Here is a 26,235-nt window from a genome sequence, read left to right on the forward strand (position 1 = left end):
CATCCTGGCCCAAGACCTGGCCCCCTACCGCGATGAGTTGGTCATTTCCAGCAAGGCCGGCTATCTCATGTGGCCCGGCCCTTACGGCGAATGGGGTTCACGCAAATACCTGGTGGCCAGCCTGGACCAGAGCCTCGAACGCATGGGGCTGGATTACGTGGACATCTTCTACAGCCACCGGCCCGATCCCAACACGCCCCTGGAGGAGACGATGGGCGCGCTCGATTTCATCGTGCGCAGCGGCCGCGCCCTCTATGCCGGCATCTCCACCTACAGCCCAGAGCAGACCCGCCAGGCCGCCGGCATCCTGCGCAGCCTGGGCACTCCCTGTCTGATCCACCAGCCGCGCTACAACATGTTCGACCGCTGGATCGAGGATGGCCTCCTGGACGCGCTGGCCGACGAAGGTATCGGCTGCATCGCCTTTTCGCCGCTGGATCAGGGCATTTTGACCGACAAGTATCTGCGGGAGGTTCCCGACGGTTCGCGTGCGGAAAAGCTCAGCGGCCGCTTCAATTGGGGCGACACCGTCAGCGCGGCGCGCGTGGCCACGGTGCGCCAACTAAACAAACTAGCTCAGGCACGCGGGCAGAGCATGGCCCAAATGGCGATCGCGTGGGTGCTGCGTCACTCGCAGATGACCTCGGCCCTGATCGGCGCCAGCAAGGTCCGTCAGATCGAAGAGGCCGTGGCCGCGCTCGACAACCTCACGTTCAGCGAAATGGAGCTGGCGCAGATCGAGTCGCTGCTGTAACACGAATGAGTTTAGAATTCAACCCGTGTCTTGCCGGCTTGCCGGTTGGTGACACACAAACTTGTAGGGTGAGCGGGTGCGTGTTATACTGACCAAATTACATAAGAGGGAGATCACGCAATGCAGCGAACTTTGTATGGGAATTCGTTCTTGATGAAATCGTTGGCGCGTCCGGCGACATTTTTCATGCACAGGGCCGGTTGGCGGGTCGAGGGACGCCCCCCCGCGCTAGCCAAATATGTCATTGTGGGTGCACCGCACACGTCCAACTGGGATTTCCTGGTGATGCTGGGCGTCGTCTTCACCGTGCAGTTGGAGGCGCACTGGTTGGGCAAACATACCCTGTTTCGCCAGCCCTTCGGTCGCCTGTTTCGCTGGCTGGGCGGAATTCCAGTGGACCGCCGCCAAGCCAATGGCCTGGTGGCCCAGTTGGTAGACGTTTTCAATCGTCGCGATAAATTGATCTTGGTCGTTCCCCCCGAAGGCTCGCGCAAGAAGCTGCAGACGTGGAAGAGCGGGTTCTACTACATTGCCCGCGGCGCCCAAGTGCCGTTGGCCCTCGTATCCATGGATTACGGCCGCAAGGTTGTGGGCTTTGGCCCGGTGATAACGCCCAGCGGCGACATAGACGCCGACATGGCACAAATTCGCACCTACTTCAGCTCTGCTACCGGCAAGTATCCCCACGAAGCGGCACAGATTGCGCTGAAGTAGGGCCGGCGACCATCCCTGTCGCAGCAGTTTTCCAGTAACAGTTTACAGCGTTCATACTGGCCGACGTTTCTGCCGACTCAATGGGCGCCCGCGCTAATACCCCACTCCGCGCGCCACAGCGCCGCCGCTCAAGCCACCGCACTCCTCCCCCATAACAGCCTGAACTTCAGTTCAAGGCGCTCCTCTCCAGGCATGGCCGCGCCCCACGAACACCACGCTACAGATGCATCAGATACAGCGAATACCTCAAGAACAGTTCCATGAATAGCCTTTGATCTGCTTTCGATGCGTATGATTTGCGTCATGTACATCAAAACGAACTTGCGGTATTCTTGCTTCATATTGTGAAATATGGAGCAAGAGCATGGCCGACCTGCTGACCACCAGGCAAGTACAAGAGATGCTGCACTTGGATCGCACCACGATCTACCGCTTTGTTGAGAATGGGCAACTGCCCGCGGTGCGTGTGGGCAAGCAGTGGCGTTTTGCGCAGACGGACATTGACCACCTCTTGCACAAAGCGCCCTGGGCCGGCGTGCCCAATCGCCAGACGCTGGCCGTCATCCCCACGCCACCCGACCCGGCGGCGCCCCTGCCCACCACCGGCCGCCACAATCACCAGGCGGGCCTGGCCGATCTGCTGCCGCTGGCCTGCGCGCAGATGATCCAGGACACCTTCGCCGAAGCCCTGGGCGTGATGATGGTCATCACCGACATGCAGGGCCAGCCCATCACCCAGGTCAGCAACGCGTGCGGCCTCTACCGCGCAGTCATCCAGGACGCCGAAGGGGTGGCGCACTGTGTGCGCACCTGGCAACACCTGGCCGGCACGCCCACGCTCCAGCCCAAGTTTTCGGCCAGTGAACTGGGACTCCTCTGCGCCCGCGGCCTGATTCGCGCCGGCAACGAACTCAAAGGCATGGTTTTCATCGGCGGCATTGCGCCCTCGCCCTGGCCGCCCACGCCCCAGGAAATCAATGCCCTGGCCGCCAGCCTGGATGTGGAACCGGCCTCCATCACCGCCAACGTGAACGATGTCTATCGCCTGGATCGCCCCGCCCAGGAGCGTACGCTGGAATTTGTACAGCGCATCGCCGATGTCTTTTCCCATATCCTTGAAGACCGCCAGGCGCTCACCGGCCGTTTGCAGGCCATCGGCGCGCTGTGCGCCCTATAAGCCCCCTGGCTTGAGGAGATTTGCAGAGCTATGAAGAAACTACTCATTCTCGGCGCCGGCACCGCCGGCACCATGGCCGCCAACAAACTGAGCCGTGAGCTGGACCCCGACGAGTGGAAGATCACCATTGTGGATCAAAACGAAACCCACTACTACCAGCCGGGCTTCCTCTTTATCCCGTTTGGCATGTACAGCAAGAGCGATGTGATCAAGCCCAAGCGTGATTTCATCCCGAGCAACGTGGAGATGATTATCTCGCCCATCGAGCTGATCGAGCCGGAGCACAACCGGGTGCGTATCAGCAGGGACAATCGCTATCTGAACTACGATTTCCTGATCATCGCGACCGGCACCAACATTCGTCCGGAGCAGACACCGGGCCTGCACGAGGATGAATGGCACAAGTCCATCCACGACTTCTACACGGTGGATGGCGCCGTGGCCCTGGCGCGCTTCCTGCGCAACTGGCCGGGCGGCCGTCTGGTCCTCAACATCGTGGATAACCCGATCAAATGCCCTGTGGCGCCGCTGGAGTTCATCATGCTGGCCGATTGGTTCTTCCACGAGCACAAATTGCGCGACCGCGTGGAATTGACCCTGGTCACGCCGCTGCCGGGCGCATTCACCAAGCCGGTTGCATCCAAATACCTGGGCGACATCCTGGAGCAGAAGGGCATCAAGGTCGTGCCCGATTTTCTGATCGAGCATGTGGACACCGATGCCAAGAAGATTGTCGCCTACGACGAGCAGGAGGTGAACTATGATCTTCTGGTCAGTATTCCACTCAACATGGGCAGCGATGTCGTTGCTCGCTCTGGTCTGGGGGATGATCTGAATTACGTGCCGGTCAACAAACACACCTTCCTGGCCGATGCCTATCCCAACATCTTCGCTCTCGGCGATGCCACGAACGTGCCGGCGTCCAAGGCCGGGTCCGTGGCTCACTTCGCGGTAGAGGTCTTCACCGAGAACTTCGTGCGTTATGTAGACGGCTTGGAGCTGCTGCCCACGTTCGATGGTCACGCCAACTGTTTCATCGAATCCGGCTTTGGCAAGGGGCTGCTGATTGACTTCAACTACGATGTGGAACCGTTGCCTGGCAAGTACCCGCTGCCCGGGATTGGCCCCTTCTCGCTCCTGCAGGAATCGGAGATGAACCACTGGGGCAAGGTGATGTTCCGCTGGATGTACTGGAACCTGCTGCTCAAGGGGCAGCCTTTGCCCCTGCCGGCGCGCATGAGCATGGCGGGTAAGTGGGACGGCAACGGCGCGTCCAACTGAGGAGGGCGGCATGGATCAGGCTTTGCTTGCATTGAACGAAAAACTGGACCGCCTGACGAACCAGGTGGCCTATCTGACCGAACAAACCCAACGCGCAGAACGTGAGCGCGAGTCGCGCACTGAGCTGATGCGCGATCTGACGCCGATCGTCAATGATGTCTACCGGCTGACGGTCGAGCAGTTGGAGGAAGTCGAGCAGTATGTCAGCCTGGACGACCTGCTGCGCCTGGTCAAGCGCTTGGCGCGCAATGGGCGCAACATCGAGAAGATGCTCGACCAACTGGAAAGCGTGATGGACCTGGCGGAAACGATCGTGCCTCTGAGCGATGCCGCGTTTGGCCGGGCCGTCACCGAGTTAGCCACGCTGGAGCGGAAGGGCTATTTCACCTTTGCCAAGGGCGGCTGGCAGATTATGGACAACATCGTGACCTCGTTTGGCGAGGACGACGTGCGTCAGTTGGGCAACAACGTCGTGCTCATCCTGCGGACGATCAAAGAGATGACCCAGCCCGAGGTGATGAACTTCGCCCGCAACATGGTCTCGTCCATCGAGAGCGAGAGCGCCGCGGAGGTGAGCATTTCCTACCGTTCGCTGTTCGGTCAGATGCGCGACCCCAACGTGCGCCGGGGCCTGGCCCTGACGATGCGGGTACTGCACAGCCTGGGTCAGCAGATGTCCCCGGCAGGACAGAGCGTCAATTGAACATCAGGCATCTGCGACCTCGCAGAAGTATTCGAATGCAGAAAAACGGCCCGGTCGAGAACCGGCCAGAGTGAATTCATGCGCACCACGTGTGCAAAGAGACAAAGGAGAAAGATGTATGGCGACGCGTACCATTGCTGGTAAGACCGTCCAGGTCAACGATGAAGGATTCATGACCAACTCCGCCGAATGGAACAAGGAGATTGCGGTCGCGATTGCGGTTGAAGAGGGGTTTGCCGATCTGACGGCGGCCCATTGGAAGGTGATTGACTTCTGCCGTGAGAGCGCCGCCAAGCTGGGCGGCAAATCGCCCACGCTGCGCCAGATCACCACGGGCACCGGCGTTTCCACCAAGGAACTGTTCGCCCTGTTTCCCAAAGGCCCGGCCAAGAAGGTGGCGCGCATTGCCGGCCTGGGCAAGCCTGAGGGCTGCGTCTGAAAAGCAAAATCAAGGATTTCACCGATCAGCACGAATTTCAGGGACTCTTCGTGTCAATTCGTGAAATTCGTGGCTGAAAATCAGGGACTGCATTACTCACGTGACTGAAAATCAAGGAGAATTTACCATGGCTGACGAAACTCGTAAAGTAGCGTTTATTTGTTCTAAGGGCGATCTCGACATGGCTTACCCGGCCCTCGTCATGGGCTGGGCCGCCTTGGGCAACGGCATTGATGTCACCATCTTCTTCACCTTCTGGGGGATGGATATGATTACCAAGAGCCGGCAGGGCCGGCTGGAACTGGCCCCGGTCGGCAAGACCAGCATGAAGATGAGCATGATGGGCCTCAAGACCGGCAACCTGGGCATTCCCAACATTCTTGGTATGCTGCCCGGCATGACCGCCTTTGCCACGAGCATCATGAAGAAGAAGATCGCCGGAGTCGGCGCGCCGCCGGTGGGCGAATACTTGCAGATGCTCGTGGATGGCGGCGCCAAGCTCTACGCCTGCAAGATGTCGGTGGACATGATGGGGCTGAAAAAAGAAGATTTCGTGGATGGCGTGATTGACATCGTCACCGCCAGCGACTTCATGGACATGACCGAAGGCGCACAGATCATCTTCATCTGACCCGACGCTGACCTGACCTGAAAACAACATCCCCGCCAACCCCGTTCCGCCCTCTTCCCCCCTTCTCCTCTCCGTTGTGCGGAGAGGAGAAGGGGCCGGGGGTTGAGGTGAGGCCGCTCTCTTCCCCCCTTCTCCTCTCCGTTGTGCGGAGAGGAGAAGGGGCCGGGGGTTGAGGTGAGGCCGCCCTCTTCCCCCCTTCTCCTCTCCGTTGTGCGGAGAGGAGAAGGGGCCGGGGGTTGAGGTGAGGCCGCCCTCTTCCCCCCTTCTCCTCTCCGTTGTGCGGAGAGGAGAAAGGTCCGGGGGTTGAGGTGAGGCCGCCCTCTTCCCCCCTTCTCCTCTCCGTTGTGCGGAGAGGAGAAGGGGCCGGGGGTTGAGGTGAGGCCGCTCGCACCCGGTCTCTCGGTTCGCAGCGCCATTTGACACGAAACCCCTTTCCCGTGTAGACTCCTCTCCACTCCATAAGACGAAAGCGAGACACAAGCATGGCAGATCCGCGAGTCGAGAAACTGGCCGAGATCCTGGTAGACTTTTCGATTGACGTGCAGCCGGGAGACTGGGTGGTTGTACGCAGTCACATCCTGGCCTTGCCGCTGTTGCACGCCGTGACGCGGCGCATCTTGCGTGCCGGCGGCAACCCCACCGCGGTCCTCAGCGACAGCCAGTTGGGCGAAATCCTGCTGCGCGGGGCCAACGACGCGCAGCTCGAATGGATCTCGCCCATGGAGCGCATGACCCTGGAGAATGCCGATGCCCTGATCGTGCTCGGCGCCACCGACAATACGCGCGCGCTCAGTGGGGTGGATCCCCTGCGACAGCAGTTACAGCAGCGGGCGCGGCGTGAGCTGATGGGAACCTACATGCAGCGCTCGGCCGATGGCTCCCTGCGCTGGGTTGGCACCCAATACCCCTGCCCGGCCCTGGCCCAAGAGGCCGACATGAGCCTGGATGAGTATGAGGATTTCGTCTACAGCACCACCTTCGCCGACCAGACCGACCCCGTGCAGGCCTGGCGTGAGGTGTTCAACCGCCAGCAACACTGGGTTGAATGGCTCAGGGGTCGCCAGCAGATAGTGATCAAAGGCGCGAACGCAGAGATGACTCTGTCCATCGCCGGCCGCGATTTCATCAACGACTACGGCCGCCACAACATGCCGGCCGGTGAACTTTTCACCAGCCCGGTCGAGGATTCGGTCAACGGCTGGGTGCGTTTCTCCTATCCCGCCATTCGCGAGGGGCGCGAGGTGGAGGATGTGGAGTTCTACTTCGAACAGGGGAAGATCGTCAAGGCGACAGCGCGCAAAAACGAAGCCTTTCTGCTCAGTCAGCTCGACGCCGACGCCGGCGCCCGCTTCCTGGGCGAGTGGGCCATCGGCACCAATTACCGCATCAAACGCTTCACCAAGAGCATCCTCTACGATGAGAAGATCGGCGGCACCATGCACATGGCCGTAGGGCGCGGATTTCCCGAGGCGGGCAGCCGCAACATCTCGGCCATCCACTGGGATTTCATCTGCGACATGCGCCAGCAAAGCGAAATCTGGGTGGACGGCGATCTCTTCTACAAGAACGGTGAGTTCCAGGTGTGAGAAAAATGGCGGGCGCGGCCTTCGGAAGTGAATTGCCCAACTGGGGTTGACATGTTAAAATGATGATATGTTGGCCTGTTTGGTTACCGGGCTGCGCACATACGCTCAGAGAAGGTCGCCGAAGCAGGGCCGCTGAAGCAAGACCGCTGAAGGAAGACCGCTGAAGGAACCATCATGGAAGAGCGTTCACTCGACCGCACGCAACGCATCCTGGTCGTTGATGATGATCCGGCCATTCTGCGCCTGGTCAAGGACCGCCTGGAGTATGCCGGCTACGAAGTGGTCGCGGCAACCTCAGGACAGTCTGCACTTGAGGTCATTGCCCAACGCGGGTTGCCTCATCTTGCCATCGTTGACATCAACATGCCGGGCATGAATGGCTTCGAGTTCTGCAAGGCCGTGCAGCAGTTCACCGATTTTCCGGTGATCCTGTTGACCGCCGTGGATGAAGAAGAAACGATCATCCGCGGCATTCAGTATTTTGCCGAAGACTACGTCACCAAGCCCTTCAGCCCGCGCGAACTGGTGGCGCGCGTCGAACGCGTGCTGCGACGCATCGGTGATTTCGCCTATGCGCTCGATCCCCTCATTCGCATTGATGAGCGCCTGGCGATTGATTTCGCTCATCAACAGGTCACAGTCGAGAACCAGGTCAACAGCCTGACCCCAACAGAAACCAAGCTCCTCTTCATCCTGATGCGCAACGCCGGGCACACGGTCTCCACCGATTTTCTCCTGCGCCGCTTGTGGCCGCTGGACGAAGTCTTCGAAGACACCCTGCGTGTGCATATCTATCGCTTACGCCAGAAGATCGAAGCCAATCCCACCAAGCCAATGTACATTGTGACCGATCGCGGGCAGGGCTACAGTTTCCTGCAAACGCACACCTCCGCGTAATCGTTTTCGTTAGATTCGGTGTCCATACTTTATCTTAGCCACGGGAGAATCTCATGACGCAGAAAGCAAGCCAGCCGACCGCCGCCAGTACCCCCCAAGAAGCAGATCGTATCCGCGACATCATCTTCGGCCCCCAAATTCGCGAGTACGAACAGCGCTTTCAGTCTCTGCAGCGCGATGTGGAACGGCTGCAGCAGGAACTTGACCGTATGCATGAAGAGTTGACGGAACAGGACGCAGAACAAAACAAGCGCCTGCAGGCCGTGCGTCGCGACCTGCGTCAGGGTGATGACGATCTGCGCACCGAGCTGCGCCAGACCGCACAGGCACTGTCGTTCGAGAAGGTGGATCGTTTCTCCCTGGGTGAGCTTTTCGTCAACCTGGGTACGCATCTGAAGACGGGTGGCTCATTGGCCGATCTCTTGACGGGCCTCGTGCCCAGTGAGTAATGCCAACCCCGTCAGCACGGCCGGCGATGGCCGCTTGGTCTGAGCAGGACATTGGTGACCTGTCGAGCGAATCCGCGCCCACCGAACCGGCGCAGGCCAGCAGTTCGACGCCTGACGAAGTAGAGCTGGCAGCGGATACGTCGGCTGACCTTCTGCGCGAGATTCTCCTGCGCGGCGACCGGCAGCGCACCGACGACCTGCACGCACAGGTAGCCGACCTGGAGCGCCAGGTCACCGACAAGGACGCGCTCATTGCGCTCCTCATGCCGGTGTTGGGCGATGTCTTGCGCCAAAAAATTCGTGACGCACGCGAGGAGATGGTCGAGGCGCTCTATCCGATCATCGGGCAGGTGGTGGTGCGCGCGGTCAGCGAGGCGATTCGTGATCTGGCGCGCAGCGTGGATGCCCAGATGCGCACGTCATTGACGCCACAGTCGGTGTGGCAGCGCCTGCGCGGGCGTCTCGGCGGCGTGTCTGAAGGCGAAATGATGCTGCGCCAGGCGCTGCCCTTTGCCGTGGCTGAGGTCTTTCTCATTCAGCGACCCAGCGGTCTGCTGCTCTGGTATGTGTCGTCACAACCGGCCGAGACACGCGATTCGGACGTGATCAGCGGCATGTTGACGGCCATCCGCGACTTTACCCAGGATGCCTTCGGCGGCGATAGCGAAGACGAACTGGATGAGATTCAGTATGGCGAGCGCCGCATTGTGATCGAAGCGGCGCAGCACGCCTACCTGGCCGTCGTGGTGGATGGCGTCGAACCGCCAGGGTTTCGCGCCACGCTGCGCGGCTTGATTATTGACACTCAGAACCAGTATGAACCGGTGCTGCGTGACTACGATGGCAATCCTGCCCCGTTGGCAGCCGTGGAGGCGCAGATGCGCGACCTGCTGGCCCGGCGTGAATCGCCGCCGGCAGCGCCGCAGGGACTGACTGCCGGCCAGAAACGCATCCTGATTGGGGTGGCCGCCAGCCTGTTCTTGTGTCTGCTGCTCACCTGTCTCGCGGCTCGCAGCGTTGTGCAGTGGGCCAACAACCTATCGAAGCCGGTCGTGATCTACGTCGAGGCGACGCCACCGCCCACGGCCACCACGTCGCCGACGCCGTCGCCCACGGCCACCGCGACGGCCACTCACACACCGACGGCGACAGCAACGGCGACAGCGACGACCACGCCAACGCCCATAGTCACGCCGACGCCGACGCCGCCTGTGTTCGCCAGGCCCACCGTGGTGCGCTTGAATCTGCGCCGCGGGCCTGGCCTGGACTACGCGGTCATCGGCAACATCGGCACGACTCAGCGTGTGGAAATCACCGGACGCAACGAGGCGCGCACATGGTACTACGTTTGTTGCTCGACCGATGGGCTGCCCGGCTGGGTGTTTGGCGACCTGCTCGTTTTCGTCACAACCGGCGCTGGGTCAACAGTCCAGGAATCATCCCAGGCGCCTGCGGCAGAGCGCGTCCCCGTCTTGACCCCTGCATCTCCCCCATGATGCGTGCGCTGGGGGCGAACTCCTGCGCTTTGTCAAGAAGTTGACGGGAAAAATCATCAGAAAGGCATGACCCCGCAGACTCTCTGAAAGGAATTTGGGAACAATCACCATGATAGCTGTGAGCAAAAAGATCTGCCTTCTCGGCGATTTCGGCGTCGGCAAGACAAGCCTGGTGCGCCGCTTTGTCTACGACCTGTTCGACGACCGCTACCTCAGCACGGTCGGCGTCAAAGTCAGCCGCAAAACCGTCATGGTGCCCCACCAGGATGACATGGTCGAGATGACCATGATGCTGTGGGACCTGGCCGGCAGCGAGGAATTCGATCGTGTGCGGGCCAGCTATCTGCGCGGCACGGCTGGCGCCATCCTGGTGTGCGATTTGACCCGACCCTCGACGCTGGACAGCCTGCGCTCCTATCTGCGTGACCTCAGCTCCATCAGCCCGCATGCCCGCATCGTGCTGGCCGGCAACAAGCGTGATCTGCTCGATCAACGTCAACTGGCGGCAGCGCAGATCGAAGCCTTTGCCACCGAGCATAACTTTCAGTGGTATTTGACCAGCGCGCGCAACGGTGATGAGGTCGAAACCGTTTTTCGCCATTTGGGTCGCGCCCTGCTGGCATAGGCAGCACAAAATGACCAATGATGATCTGAACATGACGGTGACGGTGGCGCTCTTGTTGTTTCAAGAGCGCCGCTTGGCCTATGCCATCACAAACGCAGCACTGCAGGTGCAACAGATCGGCGGCGTTGCGGCGCTGTTCGAATGCGCCGACAAGAGCGGCGTGGGCGTATCCATTTACGACCTGGTGCCAGAATTGATCGGCAGCGAGGGGGAGATGGCCGCTATTATGGCCGGAAAACTGCCGCGGTTCGAGCTTTCATGGCTGAATCGCGGCGCGGACGCCGACTGAAGTCCATGTTCGTTTCCATCGCGGCGCATGAGCTGCGTTCGCCGCTCGCTTCGATCACCGGCTACGTCGAGATGCTCCTGGATGGCATGTTCGGCGTCGTGTCTGACAAACAAACGGAAATTCTGCATATCGTCGAAAGCGGCGTGCAGCGCCTGCTGTCCATCTCCAGCAATCTGTTGGACGCTACGCGTTTGGAAGCGGGCCGGGTTGAGTTGGTTCTGGTGCCGGCCCATTTGTCGCGGTTGGTCCGTGCAGTTGCCACCGAGATGATGCCGCAGATGGAAGCCAGGGAGCAGCAGTTCACTCTCGACGTTGCGCCGGACTTACCGCCGGTTCTGTGTGACCGCACGCGCGCCACCCAGATCATCGGCAACCTGCTTGGCAATGCCGTCAAGTACACCGGTCACCACGGCCGCATCACTGTCAGCCTGACCCTGGCGGCAGAGTCTGGATTTGTGCAGATGGCTGTCAGCGACAATGGCGTTGGCATTCCGGAGAGCGACCAGGGGCGCATCTTCAATCGCTTCTTTCGCGGGGAAAATGCCCATCTGACCGGTGAAACCGGCGCCGGGCTGGGCCTGCACATCACGCGCGGTCTGGTCGAACTTCACAGCGGCCACATCTGGCTGCAGAGCCAATTGGGTCAGGGCAGCACCTTTTTTGTGACATTCCCCATCGCCGACGAAGAACCGACCTGATCGTCAGCGGTCGTTTGCACACCGCAGGCAGCGCGACGAGTCCCAGTCGTCAGGCATCCTCTGCACGCAAATCGAACACCACTTTGACCGCCTGCTGGCTGCCTTTGCGCTGCGCGGTGACAAACGCGTCCCGGTACTGCGCCAGGCGAAAACGATGCGTGAGCAGGGGCGCCAGGTCGAACCGGCCCTCGGCCGCCCATTGCAGATAGAACGCCATGGCATGTTGGCGCACCCCGTCCCATTCTTCCACCCCAAACGCATTCGATCCGATCAACTGCACTTCCTTGAAGTAGAGCGGCGTCCATTCGAAGCGCGCCGGCCGATCCACCCCGCTGATGACGATGCGCCCGCGCGGGTTGGTCACGCGCACGCCCACCTCCAACGATTCCGGCGAACCAACCATGTCGTAGATGATGTCCACGCCCTGGCGCAGCCACGGCAGGCCCTGGCGCGGGCGCAGAATGGGCGCGCCGGTGAGGCCGGCCACGGTCTCGATGATCTGGTCAGCCCGGCGTGTGCGGATCACCCGCTGTGCGCCCAGCGCCCGCGCCATCTGCTCCTGGTGCGCATAGCGGGCAACGGCGATGATCTGCGCGGTTGGAAAAAGGACGTGCAGGATGGTGATCGCCAGCAGCCCCAACGTGCCGCAGCCATAAACCAGCACCGCGGCGCCGGGCGCGGGCCGCGCCTTGAGCACTGCGTGCAGGCTGACCGCAAAGGGATCGGCGAAGACCGCCTGCTCGGGGCTGACCGCGTCGGGAATGGGCATCAACTGCGACTCGTGACCGGCCAGGCGCGGCGCATAGCCACCACCCGCGCTGCGGCAGTTACCCAGGTGAATCCCCGGCGCCAGGTGTCCTTCAGTGAAATGCTCGCACAGCGTCACCTGGCCCTGTTGACACGCCGCGCAGGGCGGTTGGATGCCGCGCGGGCCGCAAGAGAGCCACGGATTGACCGCCACCCGCTCGCCCACCCGGCGTGTGCTGACGCCCGGCCCCACCGCTTCGATGACGCCCACGACCTCATGGCCCAGGATGTGCGGGAACGAGATGAGCGAGGTCAGCGGGTTGTCGAACGCGCCATCGAGGTAGATCTGCTTGGTGTCGCTGCCGCAGATGCCGCACAGCGCGGTGCGCACGATGGCCCAATCGTCGGCCGGCAACGTCGGTTCGGGTACTTCCAGGAGGGAGGTCGGCGCCAGCGGCCCGGTGTAGGCACGCGGCGTCAGCACGCCCAGCGCCGTCGCCAGGGCAAAGCGCGGCAGACTGTAGCGAAAGACGATGGCTTGCATAGAAACCTCCTGTGGTGTCCAGCTACCGCCGGCTGGCCACCAACACAATGCCCGCGGCGATGAGCAGCGCGCCGGTGATTTGGGTCGGGGTGGGCGCTTCGCCAAAAAAGAGACGGGCAAAGACCAGTTGAACGAGCAAGACCGCCAGCCCAACCGTCAGCGGGTAGGCCACGTTCAGCGCCAGGTGCCGCGTCAGGAACGTGAAGGCAAGCACGCTGACGAAACCCCAAAAGTTGCCCTGAATCTGCTGCCAGAGAAAACCGCGTGGCTCCAGGGCCATGCCGGCATGTTTGAACGCGACCACGGAAAGGCCAGTGCTGACCACGTTGACGGCAATTAGTGCGATCATCAGCCAGCTCTTGGGCATCTTCCGGCTCCTCAGGTGGGCGCAAAGGTCGGCAGATAGCCCGCCTGCGCCGCCAGCAGGTCATCCAGCAGAGCCGCGGCAGCCGTGTAACTGTTGACCACCGGATCGAGCAGCAGCGCCTGCAGGGCCGCCTGGCGGTCGCCATGCACCGCGGCCTCCACGGTCAGGCTGGCGATGGCGCTGCGCTGCTGGAGCAGGGCGGCGCAGCCGGCCGGCAGATCGCCCACGGCCAGCGGCTGCACCCCGGCACGGCTGACCACGGCCGGCGTCTCGACCACCATCCAGTCAGGCAAGTTATGCACCGCGCCGTGGTTGACCACATTGACGGCCAGTTCGAGCTGCAGGCGGTTGTGCAGGACCCCGCAGATGACCGGCACGATGCGTTCGTCCGAACGATGGTCGAGCAGCGCGGCCAGCGCGTCATCATCGTGCAAGGCTTCATCCAGGGCGGCGGCGGTCATTTCCTTGAGTCCCTGTTGGCTGCGGAAAAGAGCCGGTTCGACCGCGGCCGCCGTGTCCGCGGCCAGGGGATCAGTCTCCCAGGCCCAGCCGATTTCCTCACCGAGGTGATCGTCGCCGGTCGCGGGGAAAAGGCCGAAGGCGTCGTACAGGCGCCGCGAGAGCGGTTCGAAGGTCGGCGGGCGCAGCGCCAGCCGCGTGCGGAAAGTCGGGTAGAGGTCCGCGCCGCTGCGGCGATGGCGCAGCGCGGTGATCCAAGTGAAGTGGTTGATGCCAACGGCCTGCAGGTCAATCTCGCTCTCGTCCAGGTCGAGCGTTTGGGCGACGTTGGCGAGACCGGCGCCGATTTGGTGGCAGAGGCCGATGACGTTCAGACGCGTGTAGCGGCTGAGAGCCAGGCAGACGCGGGAGAGGGGGTTGGTAAAATTGATGACCAGTGCGTCCGGGCAGAGCGCTTCGATATCCCGCGCAATCTCCAGCACCAGGGGCACGGTGCGCAGCGCGTGCAGCAGCCCGCCTGGCCCGCCATTTTCGCCCAGGATGTGGCGCACGCCATGCCGCCGGGGGATTTCCCAGTCCAGGCGCCAGAGCGGCAGGCGGTTGACCTCGACCGCGATGATGGCAAATTCCGCACCGGGCAACAGCGCCCGTCGGTCCGTGCTGGCCTGGATCGTGAAGGGCGCGCCACTGGCCGCGTTCAGGCGCTGGGCCAGGCGCTCCACCTTCGCCAGCGCCGGCGCATCCACATCCACCAGACCAATGGTCGCCCCGGCCAGATCATCGCGGTGCGCGAACAGATCGCACAGGGTATCGAGTCCCACGCCGGCGCTGCCGGCTCCGATCAAGACAACACACGAATCACGCATAGACTTTCACCAACGCGTCCCTCCGAGATCTCCGCGCATCCACAATTCGCCCAACCGGTAGTCTTGCAGCCAGTGCGCCAGTTGTTCGGCCTCAAGCCGCTGCATCACCGTTTGCCCGGCGTGTTTTTCACAAATGACGATGGTTTCGGGATGCTCCGTGAGCGCGTCCACCAACATGTCAGAATGGGTAGTCACGATAAGTTGGGTGCGCTTGGATGCTTCGATGAGCAAGTCAGCGATTTTAGGCAGGATGTCAGGGTGCAAACCTAGCTCCGGCTCTTCGATACCAATGAGGGGCGGTGGTTCCGGATCGCACAAAATGGCCAGCAGGCACAGGTAGCGCAAAGTGCCATCCGAAAGGCGTGTGGCGGGAACCGTAAAGGAGCCTTCGGTGAAAAAGACCTGTACCGTGCCGCCGACAATGCTCAGCTCAAAATCGGTCAACCCATCGTACAAGTCACGGAGCGCGTTGAGCAGGGCGCTTTTGGCTTTGGGGTTGAGGCGCAACCGGTTGAGAAACATGCCCAAGTTGGAGAAGTCCTCCTCTAACCGGTCGGTACGCAAGTCAGTTTGTTGCGGCGCGCGAAAAACGGTGTTACGCCCAAACGCCCACTCACGGTACAAGCGGATGCGCTCGTACATGCTGACGAGGCGGGAGATTTCGGGATAGGTGTCGGGGTCGCGCCGCTGCGGGAGGATGGATTGATTGAGTTCGACATTCTCACGCGTCAGGCGGCGCTGGCCGTTCCTGATGTTGAGCACGGGCTGCCCGCCCTGGTAGCGATAGTAGAAGTAGGCCTCGGACTGGTGAGCATAGGGGGCTTCGTTCTCGATGCGTTCGTCTTCGAGTTGAAACGTTTGCTGCTCGGCGCGGAAAGCAAGGCGATGGCGCAAGCCCTGGCGCTCTTGTCCGTGTGGGTTGGCAAGAATCGCCTCAAGGCTCGCCACGCCTTTGGGGTCGCCTTTCCATATCCAATCGCTGACACCTCCTTTCAGGCCGCTGCGCAGATCGCGCGCACTGGCACGCAGCAGCGAAAGGGCCTCGATGAAGTTGGACTTGCCTGAGCCGTTTGGCCCGATCAACACATTGAGCGAGCCGAGCTGAAGCGGCTCAGTTTTTTGGTCCAAATGAAAGCAAGTTGCGCAGGGTAAGTTGACGGAGAAACGGTGTGGTCATCGGCCTTCCTCGATCAAGCAGCCAAATCTACAAGCTGCGGAATTGTAACATCGAATCAAGATAATGACAATTGAATGCTGCTGCGCGGCCGTGATGGTTGAACCGGCTTTCAAGCCCGCAGCGACTGGCCCTGGTGGCGCGGCCGCCAGACTGCTGGCCGGCGCGGCGCGGAATGATCATGGCGGTATGCCGAATCGGCAGCCGTCTGGGTCATTCCCATGATGTGACTTGCGGAAGCACCCAGGTAGAGATATACTGAAAGCATCTCTAATCAGGAGGTGCGTCATGACGGCCCAGTACCGCAAGATCACGATTTCGTTACCCGGTAACCTGCTGGATTACGCCGATCACCGCGCCCGTCAAGCGCGACTCAGCCGCAGCCAGGTCATCAGTGAAGCGCTGACTGCAGCGCAAGCGCAGGAACAGACGCGCCTGGCCGCGGAAGGCTATCGCTTCTATGCCGGCGAGGCCAGCGAGTTTGCCGAGGTCAGCGCCGGCGCCGAGGCGCTGCGCGTTAGCGAGGGGGACGCCGATGGCCGTGAAGCGTGGTGGTGGAGGAAGGCCGCCTTCAATTGACTGGCTCTCCCAACGACCCAAACGTGGCGTATCGAATCGGGGCGGACGAGCATCAGAGAGACCTGGCGGGTTTGGAATGCGAATGAAGGGATGGTATCAAGATGGACGTACAGAGGTATCGCTTTGACCCGATAGATCATCAATTCATGCGCTTGCGCGGGCGACTGTCACCCGGTGAGCGTCTGCAGGCGATGCTGGCGGCGCGTGAATGGGTCGTCGGCGCCATCCGCGGCCGTCTCCGGCGACGCTACCCCGATCTGACGCTGTATGAACTCAACCTGAAGGTTCTGGAGGAGATCGAACGTGCCGAGCGAAGACAGGCCCGACCTCAGCCTCTTTCTTGACATCTTGCGCACTCTCGAACGGATCGGCGCGCCCTACATGATCATCGGCGGCTTTGCAGCCACGATGTCCAAAGCGGCGGGTGTTGAGCGCAGGTTGGGCTTGACCCCCGCCGCTTGATCTCAATTCTGCAACACTCTCCTCAATGGCGCTTGATGATCGGAAACCACTGCAGATGCGCCTGCCCGACCGGCCCGCTGTTGCCGGCGCGATCGGTTGCCACCGCGGAGACGCTGCCAGCGCCGGGCGGCAGCACGAAGGGGCCGGTGTAGACCTGGTAGTTGACCGGAGGCGTCTCCAGGCTGTAGAGAATGGATGCCAGGCCGGAACCATCTGCCTCGTCACGCGCGGCGACCGTTACGGTGCGTGTGCGCAGGTCCAACGACAAGATGCCGGTGGGCGCGGCCACATCGTTGGCCGCATCCCCGGTCAACGTGGCGCCGGGCATGGTTTGGATGGGCCAGTCCGGGGCATAGGTGACTTGCAGGGGTGATGGCACGGCGCTCGGCCCCGCGATCGTCAGCGTCGCCACCGTTGTACCGCTGATCGCGATGCTGGTGTAGACGGTGGATTGTTCACTGACCCCATTGACCATCTGGGTGACCTGCAACAGCGCGGCGTCGTTCGCCTGCGTACCGGTCACGGTCACGGTGTAGGGGCCGCCGCCGGTAATCATGGCCACGGCCGCACCACGTGTCTCCACGTAACTCAGGCCGGGAATCCCGTATTCGACCACGAATCCAGAATCGGGGCGAGGGCCGGTATGTCGTCCCTGGGTATCGAAGAAACGCAGACGCGCGTCGCCGAAGAGGGTGAATTGGGTCCCGGTCACCTGCTGCGGCTCGACCGTGGCCGCCTCTGCGGACAGCACCTGCGTATTGCTACACAAACGTCCCGCCAGCATCTGTTCGAGCCAACCTTGCACCGTGGTGTCAGGGGCAGCTTTCCGTGATTGACTCCGCCACCGGGTAAAAACGATCATCAACGGCGGGCCGATTGGCCCCGCGCGCGCTGGTCTCGGGTACAGAGTCATCACCCCACAGGCTGAGTTGGGGTAGCGGCACTTCCCGTTTGTCTTTGCACTTGATCGTGCAGGGTCCACCGAACCAGCCGCAATGCTCGGCACATTCCTGGTGCGGCGTGAAAAGAATCATGCCGGGTGTCGCGATCCCTGTGCCCATAATCCGCTGATTGAAGTATTGGTCCGTCAGCACAGACATGTTGCCCACCGCGGACTCGCGCACGGTCTCGCTGACTTCAAGCAGCAGCTGATTGTGCCGGCTGGCTAGAAATGCTTCGCTATCGGCGTAATTGAGTGGGTCGTAGACGGTGCCCAGGTTGGCGTCCACGCGGGTTCGCACCAGGTAGTAGGGGAAGATGCCATCCTGCGCCGCGGCCGCAAACCAGGTGGGTTGGGGCAGCAGTTGGTAAAGCCCCAGGAAGTTCTGCGCCAGCCACCAGGTTTCCGCAGGCTGCAGATGGGCCTTCATGTCGTCGCCGGCCTCCAGGTACTTGGCAATCATCGGTGAGCCGAGGTAAGGGGTGCCCATGGTGATGAGCTGATCCACTTTGCCGGCGCCGTAATGGAGCAGATAGTTGCGCGCGACCAGGCCGCCCGTGCTGTGCGCCATCAGAACCACCTTGTCCATCTGCGTGGTTTGCAGCACGGCGTCAATCGTGGCCGCCAGGTCGCTGTCGGTATGCGCCCAGTCCTTGCGCCAGTCATACGGGTAGTAGAACAAGAGCACATTTTCCAGGTAACCCAGCGACTCCAGCTTGTTGATCATCCCCTGGTAGACATCCTGCACGATCCAGGCCACTTGAACCTGGCGGACTGGCCCTCCAACCTTGATACGACTGGGCCGGCCGCCGAAGAAATCGGGGTGCGCCGAATCGCCGTCCAGGTCCAGGGCCAGCGCGTCCATGTATTCCGGATCGCCGGTCAGGTTGGCCCACACGGCCCACCCATCGAGCCACAGGATGCTGTTCTCGAAGAAGGTGTGCTGCTCAATCAGGCCGCTCCAGAAGGTGAACGTCTCCTCGGCCCTCAGTTCTGACCCGCCCGCGCCCGGGATGAAGATGATGGGCAGGCCATCGGTACGCGGGGTGCGCAGGGGTGCGCCCACCTGCAGCCAGTTGGTCAACAGGTCCGCGGCGACCACGTAATCGGCGCCGCCGCGACTGGCCGGAATGGTAAACGTGGTCGAGAACGATCCCTGCCCATCCGGCGCCACGGCGCCCACGTGGACACCATCGAAGCGTAACCAGACATGACCCGTGCCGCGCGGCGGCGTGACCGGGAAATTGCGGCCGGTCACCGTGATCTGCAAGCCTTCGCAGCCATCCTGGCGTGACAACGTCAGCTTGGGCGCCGTTGCATCGGCGCCATAGGCATTATCGGTGACGACCGTGACGGTGTTACCGGCCCGGTTCCCGATGTAGATATTGCCGGTAAAAGCGTCAGCGACCGCGCCAAACGGATCGGCGCCAGCCTGGACCGTCGCCACCACGCGGTCTGGGTTGCTGCCAATCACCGTCACCGACCGGCTGGTCGAGTTGGTGAAGAAGACATTATTGGTCGCCGTGTTGATCGCGATACCGCCGCCGCCATCAGGCCCGCCGGAGCCTGCGGCCAGGCTGGCCACCAGGGTCAACCCACCGCTGCTGGCCCGATAGACTTTCACCTGCGAGACGTTCTGATCCGGCGCACAGGCGACGTAGAGGCGATCATTGACCGGGTTGAAATTCAACGCGAAGGGATGGCCTGTGACCCCGCACGGGGTGATGCTTTGGCCGGCGATGGGCTGCCAGTTGTTGTTGCCATCGAAGGTGATGACGTTGGCGCTGTCCCGGTGGCCGACATACACGCGCTTGAGGTAAGGATGCACGGCCAGGCCCCAGGCTCCGTTTCCGCCAGTTGGGATGCTGTGCTCGATGACCCCGTCGGGCGTCAGGACCCAGAGCTGATTGCGCCCGTGGCCGGCCACCAGCACGCGACCGGAATCGGGATGAACACCGATGAAGGCCGGCTCTGCGCCACTGCCGAGCGAGGCGATCGTGATCCTCGCCAGGGTCGTGGCATCCAGGACATACAGGTCGCCGCTGGTGAAGTTGGCGACATAGAGCCGGTTGTTGGATGGGTTGACGGCAACGCCCCAGGGTAGGACGCCGACGGCCGCCTGCTTCAGAACGGCGCCGGTCTGAGCGTCCAGCATCAGGACCTGGTTGCTGTTGCGGCTGGTCACATACAGCCGTTGGGTGAGCGGGGCGATTGCCAGGCCATTGGGAGATGGAATGTTGGGAAAGGTGCGAGTGTCTGGTGCAGCGACCGGCTCGCCAGCCGGGTCAGCAGGCGGCGGTGAATCTTGCGTCGCGGGGTGGGCCAAGGCAGGAACACTCAGAAGAAAGAGCAGCAGGACCGGCAAAATCGTACGAGGCATGAGCCAGCGCAGCGCCGGCGGCTGTGATTTTCGACCTAACATGAGATGACCTCCGTTCATAGCTCCGTTGCTTACGGTGGCATCACGAAAGGCCCGCGCTGATGAAGGGCAATCAGGCTGGCTGTATGGCTGTATGAATCAAGACGCTGGTGGGATAGGAAAAGAAACGTGATCAGGGTGCGCGCAAGGATGGGTCAGGACAAAAGCGCAGGAAGCACCTCGATGTCGGCAGGTGCGCAACCCGCTTGACCGTCTGCGCGTTGTTTGTTAGAATGAGACATGCAGACGCACCCGCGACGCCTGTCGAGCCTGTGCGCAAGGAGTAGGACGGTTGGCAGAGAGTCATGTAGACCTGACGGTCTGGGAGCCGGTCAGTGACAATCAGTTGGTGCCGCTGCACCCCATGCCATTGACCTGGTCGGTGGTGGTGCCGGTGCTGGAGGCCGCGCAGCGGCAAACGGCCGGAGTCATGAAGACGGAGCTTCCCGACGGGGCGCTCTGGCAGTTGGTCGAGGGCCGCCCCTACCAGCGGCGACGGACCGCGGCCGTCCCACTGACGGACGCGGCCGGACGCGGTGGGCTGCTGGCTCAGGTGGGCCTGGGCGGCCGCAGCAGCAAAGCGCTGACCGCCGCGGCCGCGGCCGCGGCTGATCGTTGTCAACGCGTGCAGCGCTGGTACGTGCGTGTGCGCGACACCCGCTGGGGGCAGGCCGACCTCTTGCAGGTGATGGAGGAGATCGAGCCGCAGGGCATCCTGGCGCTGACAACCTGGGAGCAGATGCATCTGGCCTGGCAGGAGAGCAGCCAGGAGGTGCTCCTGGCGCAGAAGGAGGCGTGGAGCGATGCGTCAGCCGTGGAGGTAGCGGATTTGATGACGCCGGTGTCCGGCTATGACCTGGCTCTGGGTCGCGTGGCGCGTGGGACAGACAGCCATGAGGCGTTCATCGGTCGTTTCGGCCATCGTGGCGTTGACGAGCCGGAGTTGTCCAGCCCACGCTGGCGCGAAGACCCCGCGAAATTGAGCGTGAAGCTGGCGGCTTACCTGGCGCCGCCGGGGCAGGACCCCGCCACTCGCCTGGCGCAGGCCGAACAAAAACTGCTGGAACACCTGCGTTTCTTGCGGCGCCGCAGTGTCGAGGCCCTGCTGCAGGCGCGCCGGCGCTATGGCGAACTGCTCGATCAAGCCGATGATGCCCGCGCCCATTGGCTGGCCGCCACTCGTGTGTGGCTCCTGGCCGCGGCGCAGGAAGCCCTGGCCGATCAGCGCCTGCGCGAGGCGAGCGATATCTTCTTCCTGGAGTTGGAAGAGGTCAAGCAGTTGATGACGGGCGAATGGAATGTGACCCACCGCCAGCAGTTGCACGACCTGGTGGCCGCACGGCGCGCGGCCGCGTCGTCGGTCGCTTCCGCTGGCGGTGATCAACCAGCCGGCGATTGAAATCGCACCTAAAGGGAGTACCGCCAGGCGTTCACCTGCGGGGACGCGGCGCCGGCCAGCGCAGGCTGGCCCTGCGGTGGAACGCCCCTTCGCCCCGAATTCATTCGGCAGCCTGCAAGATAGGCACAGGGACAGGGACAGGGTTTGCGCTGGTCAGGAGACCGGCGCCTAAGGGGGCAACATGCAAAACAGGGGTACGCTGTACGCCGGCACGATGTTGATTCTGCTCGGCATCGTCTTCTTGCTGTTCACCACGGCCGATTGGCTGCTGGTCCGTATGGGCATCGAATTCAACGCCTGGCGGTTTTGGCCGTTGATCATTCTGTTCTTGTCGGCGGCGTTCTGGGCGCCCATCTTCATCTGGTGGCGCCAGCGCACGAAGGTCATCGGCCTGGCCGTGCCTGCGTCCATCTTCCTGGTGCTCGGCCTGCTTTTTCTCTATCAGAGTTTGAGCGATGACTGGCGCAGTTGGACCTACGCCTGGTCCCTGATTCCGTTTTCTGTGGGCCTGGGTCTGTTTGCCATGTACGCGCTGGGCCAGCCGGAAACTCGCAGCAGCGGCCTGCTCTGGAGCAGCGTCGTCGTGGGAGCCATTGGCCTCTTCTTCTTTGTGCTGTTCGGCAGCTTCTTTGGCGGCACGGTGGTGCGCATCATCGCGCCCTTCCTGCTCATCACCGTTGGCGTCGCTGTCCTGGGCGGCAGCTTCTTGCGGCGCTAGGCCTCTTACTTCTTGGGAGGTGACAACGATGTCTCCGCAGCGAATCGTCCGCGCCCCGCGCGGCACGCAGTTGACGTGCCAGAACTGGCTCCTCGAAGCCCCTTATCGCATGTTGCAGAACAATCTCGACCCGGAGGTGGCCTGGGATCCGGACAACCTCATCGTCTACGGCGGCCGCGGCAAAGCGGCGCGCAACTGGGAATGCTTCGACGCGATCCTGCAGACCCTCGCCAGCATGAACGGCGACGAAACGCTGCTCGTGCAAAGCGGCAAGCCGGTGGCCGTCTTTCCCTCCCACCCCGATGCCCCGCGCGTGCTGATTGCCAACTCCAACATCGTGCCGGCCTGGGCCACGCAGGCCAACTTCGACCGCTGGGAGGCGGAAGGGTTGATCATGTACGGCCAGATGACGGCCGGTTCCTGGATTTACATCGGCACGCAGGGCATCCTGCAAGGCACCTACGAGACGCTGGGCGTGCTGGCGCGGCAGCACTTTGGCGGCAGTTTGAAGGGAAAATTCGTGCTGACGGCCGGCCTGGGCGAGATGGGCGGCGCGCAGCCGTTGGCGGTGACGATGAACGAAGGGGTCGCGCTGATCGTCGAGATGGATCCGGCGCGCGCCGCGCGGCGCCTGGCCACGCGTTACCTGGACGAAGTCGTGGATGACCTGGAAGAGGCGATGACCCGCGTCGAAGAGGCCGTGCAGGCCGGCGTCCCGCGCTCCATCGGGCTGATCGGCAATGCCGCCACTGTGCTGCCCGAATTGGTGGCCCGCGGGGTGACGCCCGACGTCGTCACCGATCAGACCTGCGCGCACGATCCGTTGATGTACTTACCGGCCGGCCTCAGCCTGGCGGCGGCGGCCAGCCTGCGCCAGCGCGATCCGGCCGGGTACCAGCGCCAGGCGTTGGCTTCGATGGCCGCGCACGTGCAGGCCATGCTGGACATGCAGAAGGCCGGCGCCATCGTCTTCGACTACGGCAACAACCTGCGCCAGCGCGCCTTCGACCAGGGCGTGAGCGATGCCTTCGCCTATCCGGGCTTTGTGCCGGCCTATGTGCGACCGCTCTTCTGCGAAGGGCAGGGGCCGTTTCGCTGGGTGGCCCTCAGCGGCGATCCCGCAGACATTTACCGCACCGACCGGGCCATTTTGGAACTGTTCCCCGAAAATCAACACCTGGCGCGCTGGATTCGCCTGGCGCGTGAGCGGGTTGCGTTCCAGGGCTTGCCTGCGCGCATCTGCTGGCTGGGTTACGGTGAGCGGGCGCGGGCTGGGCTGGCCTTCAACGACCTGGTGGCGCGGGGCGAGGTCAGGGCGCCGATCGTCATCGGCCGCGATCATCTCGACTGCGGCTCGGTGGCCTCGCCCAACCGCGAAACCGAAGGCATGTTGGATGGCTCCGACGCCATATCCGATTGGCCCATTCTGAATGCGCTGATCAACACGGCCGGCGGCGCCACCTGGGTCAGCTTTCACCACGGCGGCGGCGTCGGCATCGGCTACAGTCAACACGCAGGCCAGGTGATCGTGGCTGACGGCACCCCGGAGGCGGCTCGGCGCCTGCAGCGCGTGCTGACCAGCGATCCTGGCATGGGCATTGCGCGCCACGCCGATGCCGGCTATGCCCAGGCCCAGGATGCGGCCCGCCGCCACGGCGTCCGTCTGCCCATGCTGCCCGCCCCGTGAATGAATTCACGGTCTGATACACCGCCCCGTGAATGAATTCACGGTCTGATACACCGCCCCGTGAATGAATTCACGGTCTGATACACCGCCCCGTGAATGAATTCACGGTCTGATACACCGAAACCTGCTGAAGCAGGTTGGTGGTGGGTGTGACTGCTCGAGGCGTGAAATTCGTGGCAGAGCGAATTCACGGGCTGAACCATCCGTGAATGAGCAGCGCTCTCCCGAATATCCTTTGCGTCTTTGCGCCCTGGCGTCTTGGCGTTATGGTTACAAACGACAAGAAGGTGGTGAAGAGAAGGGACTTGCACTTTGACAATCGAATAGAACTTCCTATCTGTTTCGGGCGCAAGCGAGAACGCTGAAGTTACGGTGGCTGAAATGGGCTATCCTGAAATAAAGTCATGAGGCGAAATTCAGGAGGCAGCCAATGAAAAAAAAAAAAAAGGGAGAGTACGGATGGAACGCCAAGCCCATCGAGATGCCATGCACAGACCGAAAGCCCGCTTCTGAAAGTTGAGTCAAGAAACAGAGCCGAAGGAGGCGTAATGAAACAGACAGGCGCGGTGTTGGCCCGTGTTTCGACGCAACGCCAGGAAGAGGAGGCTACGATAGCCAGCCAGGTGGCGGCGATTGAAGAATATGCCACCCACGAGGGGTACGCCTTGCGAAAGGACTTGTATTTTCTGGACGAGGCGGTGAGCGGGGCGAAATTGGATCGTCCGGCGCTGGATCGGTTACGAGACCGAGAAGGTGAAGGCTGTTACCAGGTGGTGATCTGCCTGAGTCCAGATCGGTTGGCAAGGGTGTACATGTTGCAGGTGCTTCTGCTGGAAGAATTTCGGCAAGCCGGGATACAAATGTTGTTTGTGAACCAGCCTCCGGTGAGTGATAGCCCGCAGAGCCAACTGTTGTTCGGCATTCAAGGGTTGTTTGCCGAGTATGAACGGGCTGTGATTGCCGAACGGATGCGGCGAGGGCGTCTGCATTGTGCACGTCAGGGAGCAATAGTCAACCCACAGACCCCATATGGGTATGATTACGTGCCCAAAACAGGGGCGGAAGGCGGGCGTTGGGAAATCAATGCCGAAGAAGCCAGGGTCGTGCGTCAAATTTACGCCTGGTACACCCAATCCGAGCCGATGACTATTCAAGAAATCACAGATCGTTTGAATCGAGACGGCCTCCAACCGCGTCGCGGAAGTGCTGGCGCAGTAGCCTGATTGGAAACATCCTGCGACAAACCCAATATACCGGATTGGCTTACTACAATCGCACCGAAAAGGTGTATCATGAGGTGGGGCGATTGCGTAAAATTGGGCATGGCAAGCGTCTTTGCCCGGTGAGTATGCTTCGCCCCACAGAAGAATGGATTGCCATTCCCGTCCCAGCATTTTGGACAAGGATATCTGGCGCATGGCACAAGAACGACTGAAAACGAACCAGCGATTCTCAATGCGCAACAATCGCAACCACCGCTATCCCTGCTGCGGCTTGTTGATTTGCGCCACTTGTGGCCATACACTCACCGCCCGCGCCAGGGAATGGCTATTTTTCCTACAGCTGTGGCTATGGCGGTGTTCACCGTGCCCCCGATACGCCTGAGCATACCTGCCGCATTGACGGCAACACCGTTGAAACCCTGGTTTGGAACGCAGTGGTGGAGCTTTTGAAAAATCCCAAACTGATTTCCCAAGCGTGGGGCTGCGATGAAGCTGCCAACATCGAGCAAGGTGAGAAAGAGCGGTTGGAAAATCGCTTGCGATCGCTCGACCGTCAGCAAGAACGTCTGCTGGATTTGTACCAAGATGAGCAGATCGAAAAGCCATCCTACCTGGTGCGCAAACAACGTCTGGATGAGGAGCAAAAAAACATTCAAACGCGCCTTCTGCAAATCGAGCAAGAGGCCAAGTCCGAACAAATCAAGCAGGAATTGATCGAAGATTTCCAGCAATATTGCCAGCGTATCCAGGAAAACCTTGCAAATCCCAGCCCGGATTTACAACAGGAAGTGATTCGGTTGTTAATTGATCACGTTGTTGTCGGAAAAAATGAAATCGTGATCAAGCACATCGTCCCGACCGATGATGATTGTCGTTTGAAACCACAACGTCTTTGCGTTGAGACAGGTTCCC

Annotated in this window: 27 protein-coding genes; 21 read left to right on the forward strand and 6 right to left on the reverse strand. The window is 61.7% G+C overall.

What is annotated here, in order from left to right; translation table 11 throughout:
- From IPF85_RS25490 to IPF85_RS25555, 14 genes are all read left to right on the forward strand, one after another.
- Positions 1-754, forward strand: a 754-nt coding sequence (locus IPF85_RS25490) for an aldo/keto reductase (protein WP_343410861.1), incomplete at its 5' end; no start/stop codon positions are given.
- Positions 755-874: 120 nt separating this feature from the next.
- Positions 875-1,468, forward strand: coding sequence for a lysophospholipid acyltransferase family protein (locus tag IPF85_RS25495; RefSeq protein WP_343410862.1), 594 nt, complete (start codon positions 875-877; stop codon positions 1,466-1,468).
- Between the two features lie 364 nt (positions 1,469-1,832).
- Positions 1,833-2,645: a PocR ligand-binding domain-containing protein gene (locus IPF85_RS25500; RefSeq protein ID WP_343410863.1), complete on the forward strand. Its 813-nt coding sequence runs from the start codon at positions 1,833-1,835 to the stop codon at positions 2,643-2,645.
- Between the two features lie 30 nt (positions 2,646-2,675).
- Positions 2,676-3,926, forward strand: a complete 1,251-nt coding sequence (locus IPF85_RS25505; RefSeq protein ID WP_343410864.1) for an FAD/NAD(P)-binding oxidoreductase — start codon at positions 2,676-2,678, stop codon at positions 3,924-3,926.
- A 10-nt stretch (positions 3,927-3,936) separates the two neighbouring features.
- Entirely contained in the window at positions 3,937-4,629 is a 693-nt protein-coding gene (locus IPF85_RS25510) for a hypothetical protein (RefSeq protein ID WP_343410865.1), read from the forward strand.
- A gap of 118 nt (positions 4,630-4,747) precedes the next feature.
- Positions 4,748-5,068 carry a TusE/DsrC/DsvC family sulfur relay protein gene (locus IPF85_RS25515; RefSeq protein WP_343410866.1) on the forward strand — a complete coding sequence of 107 codons (321 nt, stop codon included), beginning with the start codon at positions 4,748-4,750 and terminating at the stop codon, positions 5,066-5,068.
- Between the two features lie 127 nt (positions 5,069-5,195).
- Positions 5,196-5,699 (forward strand): DsrE/DsrF/DrsH-like family protein, encoded by a 504-nt coding sequence (locus tag IPF85_RS25520; protein ID WP_343410867.1) that lies wholly within the window; start codon positions 5,196-5,198, stop codon positions 5,697-5,699.
- Between the two features lie 482 nt (positions 5,700-6,181).
- On the forward strand, positions 6,182-7,285 hold the full coding sequence (locus IPF85_RS25525) for an aminopeptidase (protein WP_343410868.1): 1,104 nt from the start codon (positions 6,182-6,184) through the stop codon (positions 7,283-7,285).
- A gap of 174 nt (positions 7,286-7,459) precedes the next feature.
- Positions 7,460-8,182, forward strand: coding sequence for a response regulator transcription factor (locus IPF85_RS25530; RefSeq protein ID WP_343410869.1), 723 nt, complete (start codon positions 7,460-7,462; stop codon positions 8,180-8,182).
- A gap of 53 nt (positions 8,183-8,235) precedes the next feature.
- A complete protein-coding gene (locus IPF85_RS25535; protein ID WP_343410870.1) occupies positions 8,236-8,631 on the forward strand; it encodes a hypothetical protein in 396 nt (131 codons plus the stop codon).
- A gap of 26 nt (positions 8,632-8,657) precedes the next feature.
- The gene (locus IPF85_RS25540) at positions 8,658-10,127 is read left to right on the forward strand and encodes an SH3 domain-containing protein (RefSeq protein ID WP_343410871.1); all 1,470 of its coding nucleotides are present in this window, start codon (positions 8,658-8,660) and stop codon (positions 10,125-10,127) included.
- Positions 10,128-10,236: 109 nt separating this feature from the next.
- The gene (locus tag IPF85_RS25545) at positions 10,237-10,752 is read left to right on the forward strand and encodes a Rab family GTPase (RefSeq protein ID WP_343410872.1); all 516 of its coding nucleotides are present in this window, start codon (positions 10,237-10,239) and stop codon (positions 10,750-10,752) included.
- 10 nt (positions 10,753-10,762) lie between these two features.
- Positions 10,763-11,041 (forward strand): hypothetical protein, encoded by a 279-nt coding sequence (locus IPF85_RS25550; protein WP_343410873.1) that lies wholly within the window; start codon positions 10,763-10,765, stop codon positions 11,039-11,041.
- A complete protein-coding gene (locus IPF85_RS25555) occupies positions 11,011-11,739 on the forward strand; it encodes a HAMP domain-containing sensor histidine kinase (RefSeq protein WP_343410874.1) in 729 nt (242 codons plus the stop codon). Before IPF85_RS25550 ends, IPF85_RS25555 begins: the two co-directional genes overlap by 31 nt.
- A 49-nt stretch (positions 11,740-11,788) precedes the next feature.
- Here IPF85_RS25555 and IPF85_RS25560 read toward each other — a convergent pair whose 3' ends face one another.
- From IPF85_RS25560 to IPF85_RS25575, 4 genes are read right to left on the reverse strand one after another with little or no spacing between them, the layout of a single operon-like run.
- Complete coding sequence (locus IPF85_RS25560; protein WP_343410875.1) at positions 11,789-13,030, reverse strand: alcohol dehydrogenase catalytic domain-containing protein; 1,242 nt, start codon at positions 13,028-13,030, stop codon at positions 11,789-11,791.
- Positions 13,031-13,052: 22 nt separating this feature from the next.
- Positions 13,053-13,397, reverse strand: coding sequence for a hypothetical protein (locus IPF85_RS25565; protein WP_343410876.1), 345 nt, complete (start codon positions 13,395-13,397; stop codon positions 13,053-13,055).
- 11 nt (positions 13,398-13,408) lie between these two features.
- Positions 13,409-14,722, reverse strand: coding sequence for an alpha-glucosidase/alpha-galactosidase (locus IPF85_RS25570; RefSeq protein ID WP_343410877.1), 1,314 nt, complete (start codon positions 14,720-14,722; stop codon positions 13,409-13,411).
- A gap of 6 nt (positions 14,723-14,728) precedes the next feature.
- The gene (locus IPF85_RS25575; protein ID WP_343410878.1) at positions 14,729-15,850 is read right to left on the reverse strand and encodes an AAA family ATPase; all 1,122 of its coding nucleotides are present in this window, start codon (positions 15,848-15,850) and stop codon (positions 14,729-14,731) included.
- 334 nt (positions 15,851-16,184) lie between these two features.
- Here IPF85_RS25575 and IPF85_RS25580 point away from each other — a divergent pair, with 334 nt between their 5' ends.
- Positions 16,185-16,475 carry a hypothetical protein gene (locus IPF85_RS25580; protein ID WP_343410879.1) on the forward strand — a complete coding sequence of 97 codons (291 nt, stop codon included), beginning with the start codon at positions 16,185-16,187 and terminating at the stop codon, positions 16,473-16,475.
- Between the two features lie 101 nt (positions 16,476-16,576).
- Positions 16,577-16,819, forward strand: a complete 243-nt coding sequence (locus IPF85_RS25585) for a hypothetical protein (protein WP_343410880.1) — start codon at positions 16,577-16,579, stop codon at positions 16,817-16,819.
- Positions 16,820-16,959: 140 nt separating this feature from the next.
- Here the strand turns inward: IPF85_RS25585 and IPF85_RS25590 are convergent, their stop codons facing one another.
- On the reverse strand, positions 16,960-17,706 hold the full coding sequence (locus IPF85_RS25590) for a hypothetical protein (protein WP_343410881.1): 747 nt from the start codon (positions 17,704-17,706) through the stop codon (positions 16,960-16,962).
- A gap of 43 nt (positions 17,707-17,749) precedes the next feature.
- Positions 17,750-20,299, reverse strand: a complete 2,550-nt coding sequence (locus IPF85_RS25595; RefSeq protein ID WP_343410882.1) for an alpha/beta fold hydrolase — start codon at positions 20,297-20,299, stop codon at positions 17,750-17,752.
- Positions 20,300-20,588: 289 nt separating this feature from the next.
- On the opposite strand from IPF85_RS25595, the gene IPF85_RS25600 reads away from it, so the two are divergent.
- From IPF85_RS25600 to IPF85_RS25620, 5 genes are all read left to right on the forward strand, one after another.
- Positions 20,589-21,695: a hypothetical protein gene (locus IPF85_RS25600; protein ID WP_343410883.1), complete on the forward strand. Its 1,107-nt coding sequence runs from the start codon at positions 20,589-20,591 to the stop codon at positions 21,693-21,695.
- A 181-nt stretch (positions 21,696-21,876) separates the two neighbouring features.
- Positions 21,877-22,413 (forward strand): hypothetical protein, encoded by a 537-nt coding sequence (locus tag IPF85_RS25605; protein WP_343410884.1) that lies wholly within the window; start codon positions 21,877-21,879, stop codon positions 22,411-22,413.
- A gap of 28 nt (positions 22,414-22,441) precedes the next feature.
- Positions 22,442-24,100: a urocanate hydratase gene (hutU, locus tag IPF85_RS25610; protein WP_343410885.1), complete on the forward strand. Its 1,659-nt coding sequence runs from the start codon at positions 22,442-22,444 to the stop codon at positions 24,098-24,100.
- Positions 24,101-24,648: 548 nt separating this feature from the next.
- Complete coding sequence (locus tag IPF85_RS25615) at positions 24,649-25,323, forward strand: recombinase family protein (RefSeq protein WP_343410886.1); 675 nt, start codon at positions 24,649-24,651, stop codon at positions 25,321-25,323.
- Positions 25,324-25,613: 290 nt separating this feature from the next.
- A partial coding sequence (locus tag IPF85_RS25620; RefSeq protein ID WP_343410887.1) for a hypothetical protein occupies positions 25,614-26,235 on the forward strand: 622 nt, incomplete at its 3' end.

This window comes from Candidatus Amarolinea dominans (assembly GCF_016704685.1).
GTDB classification, from domain to species: Bacteria; Chloroflexota; Anaerolineae; order SSC4; family Amarolineaceae; genus Amarolinea; species Amarolinea dominans.

Excerpts from the sequence above, each read along its gene's own strand:
- IPF85_RS25515 (WP_343410866.1), top strand. The coding sequence starts at position 4,748 with ATGGCGACGCGTACCATTGCTGGTAAGACCGTCCAGGTCAACGATGAA.
- IPF85_RS25495 (WP_343410862.1), top strand. The coding sequence starts at position 875 with ATGCAGCGAACTTTGTATGGGAATTCGTTCTTGATGAAATCGTTGGCG.
- IPF85_RS25580 (WP_343410879.1), top strand. The coding sequence starts at position 16,185 with ATGACGGCCCAGTACCGCAAGATCACGATTTCGTTACCCGGTAACCTG.
- IPF85_RS25615 (WP_343410886.1), top strand. The coding sequence starts at position 24,649 with ATGAAACAGACAGGCGCGGTGTTGGCCCGTGTTTCGACGCAACGCCAG.
- IPF85_RS25605 (WP_343410884.1), top strand. The coding sequence starts at position 21,877 with ATGCAAAACAGGGGTACGCTGTACGCCGGCACGATGTTGATTCTGCTC.
- IPF85_RS25500 (WP_343410863.1), top strand. The coding sequence starts at position 1,833 with ATGGCCGACCTGCTGACCACCAGGCAAGTACAAGAGATGCTGCACTTG.
- IPF85_RS25535 (WP_343410870.1), top strand. The coding sequence starts at position 8,236 with ATGACGCAGAAAGCAAGCCAGCCGACCGCCGCCAGTACCCCCCAAGAA.
- IPF85_RS25595 (WP_343410882.1), bottom strand. The coding sequence starts at position 20,299 with ATGTTAGGTCGAAAATCACAGCCGCCGGCGCTGCGCTGGCTCATGCCT.
- IPF85_RS25540 (WP_343410871.1), top strand. The coding sequence starts at position 8,658 with ATGGCCGCTTGGTCTGAGCAGGACATTGGTGACCTGTCGAGCGAATCC.
- IPF85_RS25560 (WP_343410875.1), bottom strand. The coding sequence starts at position 13,030 with ATGCAAGCCATCGTCTTTCGCTACAGTCTGCCGCGCTTTGCCCTGGCG.
- IPF85_RS25550 (WP_343410873.1), top strand. The coding sequence starts at position 10,763 with ATGACCAATGATGATCTGAACATGACGGTGACGGTGGCGCTCTTGTTG.
- IPF85_RS25525 (WP_343410868.1), top strand. The coding sequence starts at position 6,182 with ATGGCAGATCCGCGAGTCGAGAAACTGGCCGAGATCCTGGTAGACTTT.
- IPF85_RS25530 (WP_343410869.1), top strand. The coding sequence starts at position 7,460 with ATGGAAGAGCGTTCACTCGACCGCACGCAACGCATCCTGGTCGTTGAT.
- IPF85_RS25505 (WP_343410864.1), top strand. The coding sequence starts at position 2,676 with ATGAAGAAACTACTCATTCTCGGCGCCGGCACCGCCGGCACCATGGCC.
- IPF85_RS25565 (WP_343410876.1), bottom strand. The coding sequence starts at position 13,397 with ATGCCCAAGAGCTGGCTGATGATCGCACTAATTGCCGTCAACGTGGTC.
- IPF85_RS25570 (WP_343410877.1), bottom strand. The coding sequence starts at position 14,722 with ATGCGTGATTCGTGTGTTGTCTTGATCGGAGCCGGCAGCGCCGGCGTG.
- IPF85_RS25520 (WP_343410867.1), top strand. The coding sequence starts at position 5,196 with ATGGCTGACGAAACTCGTAAAGTAGCGTTTATTTGTTCTAAGGGCGAT.
- IPF85_RS25555 (WP_343410874.1), top strand. The coding sequence starts at position 11,011 with ATGGCTGAATCGCGGCGCGGACGCCGACTGAAGTCCATGTTCGTTTCC.
- IPF85_RS25585 (WP_343410880.1), top strand. The coding sequence starts at position 16,577 with ATGGACGTACAGAGGTATCGCTTTGACCCGATAGATCATCAATTCATG.
- IPF85_RS25510 (WP_343410865.1), top strand. The coding sequence starts at position 3,937 with ATGGATCAGGCTTTGCTTGCATTGAACGAAAAACTGGACCGCCTGACG.
- hutU (WP_343410885.1), top strand. The coding sequence starts at position 22,442 with ATGTCTCCGCAGCGAATCGTCCGCGCCCCGCGCGGCACGCAGTTGACG.
- IPF85_RS25545 (WP_343410872.1), top strand. The coding sequence starts at position 10,237 with ATGATAGCTGTGAGCAAAAAGATCTGCCTTCTCGGCGATTTCGGCGTC.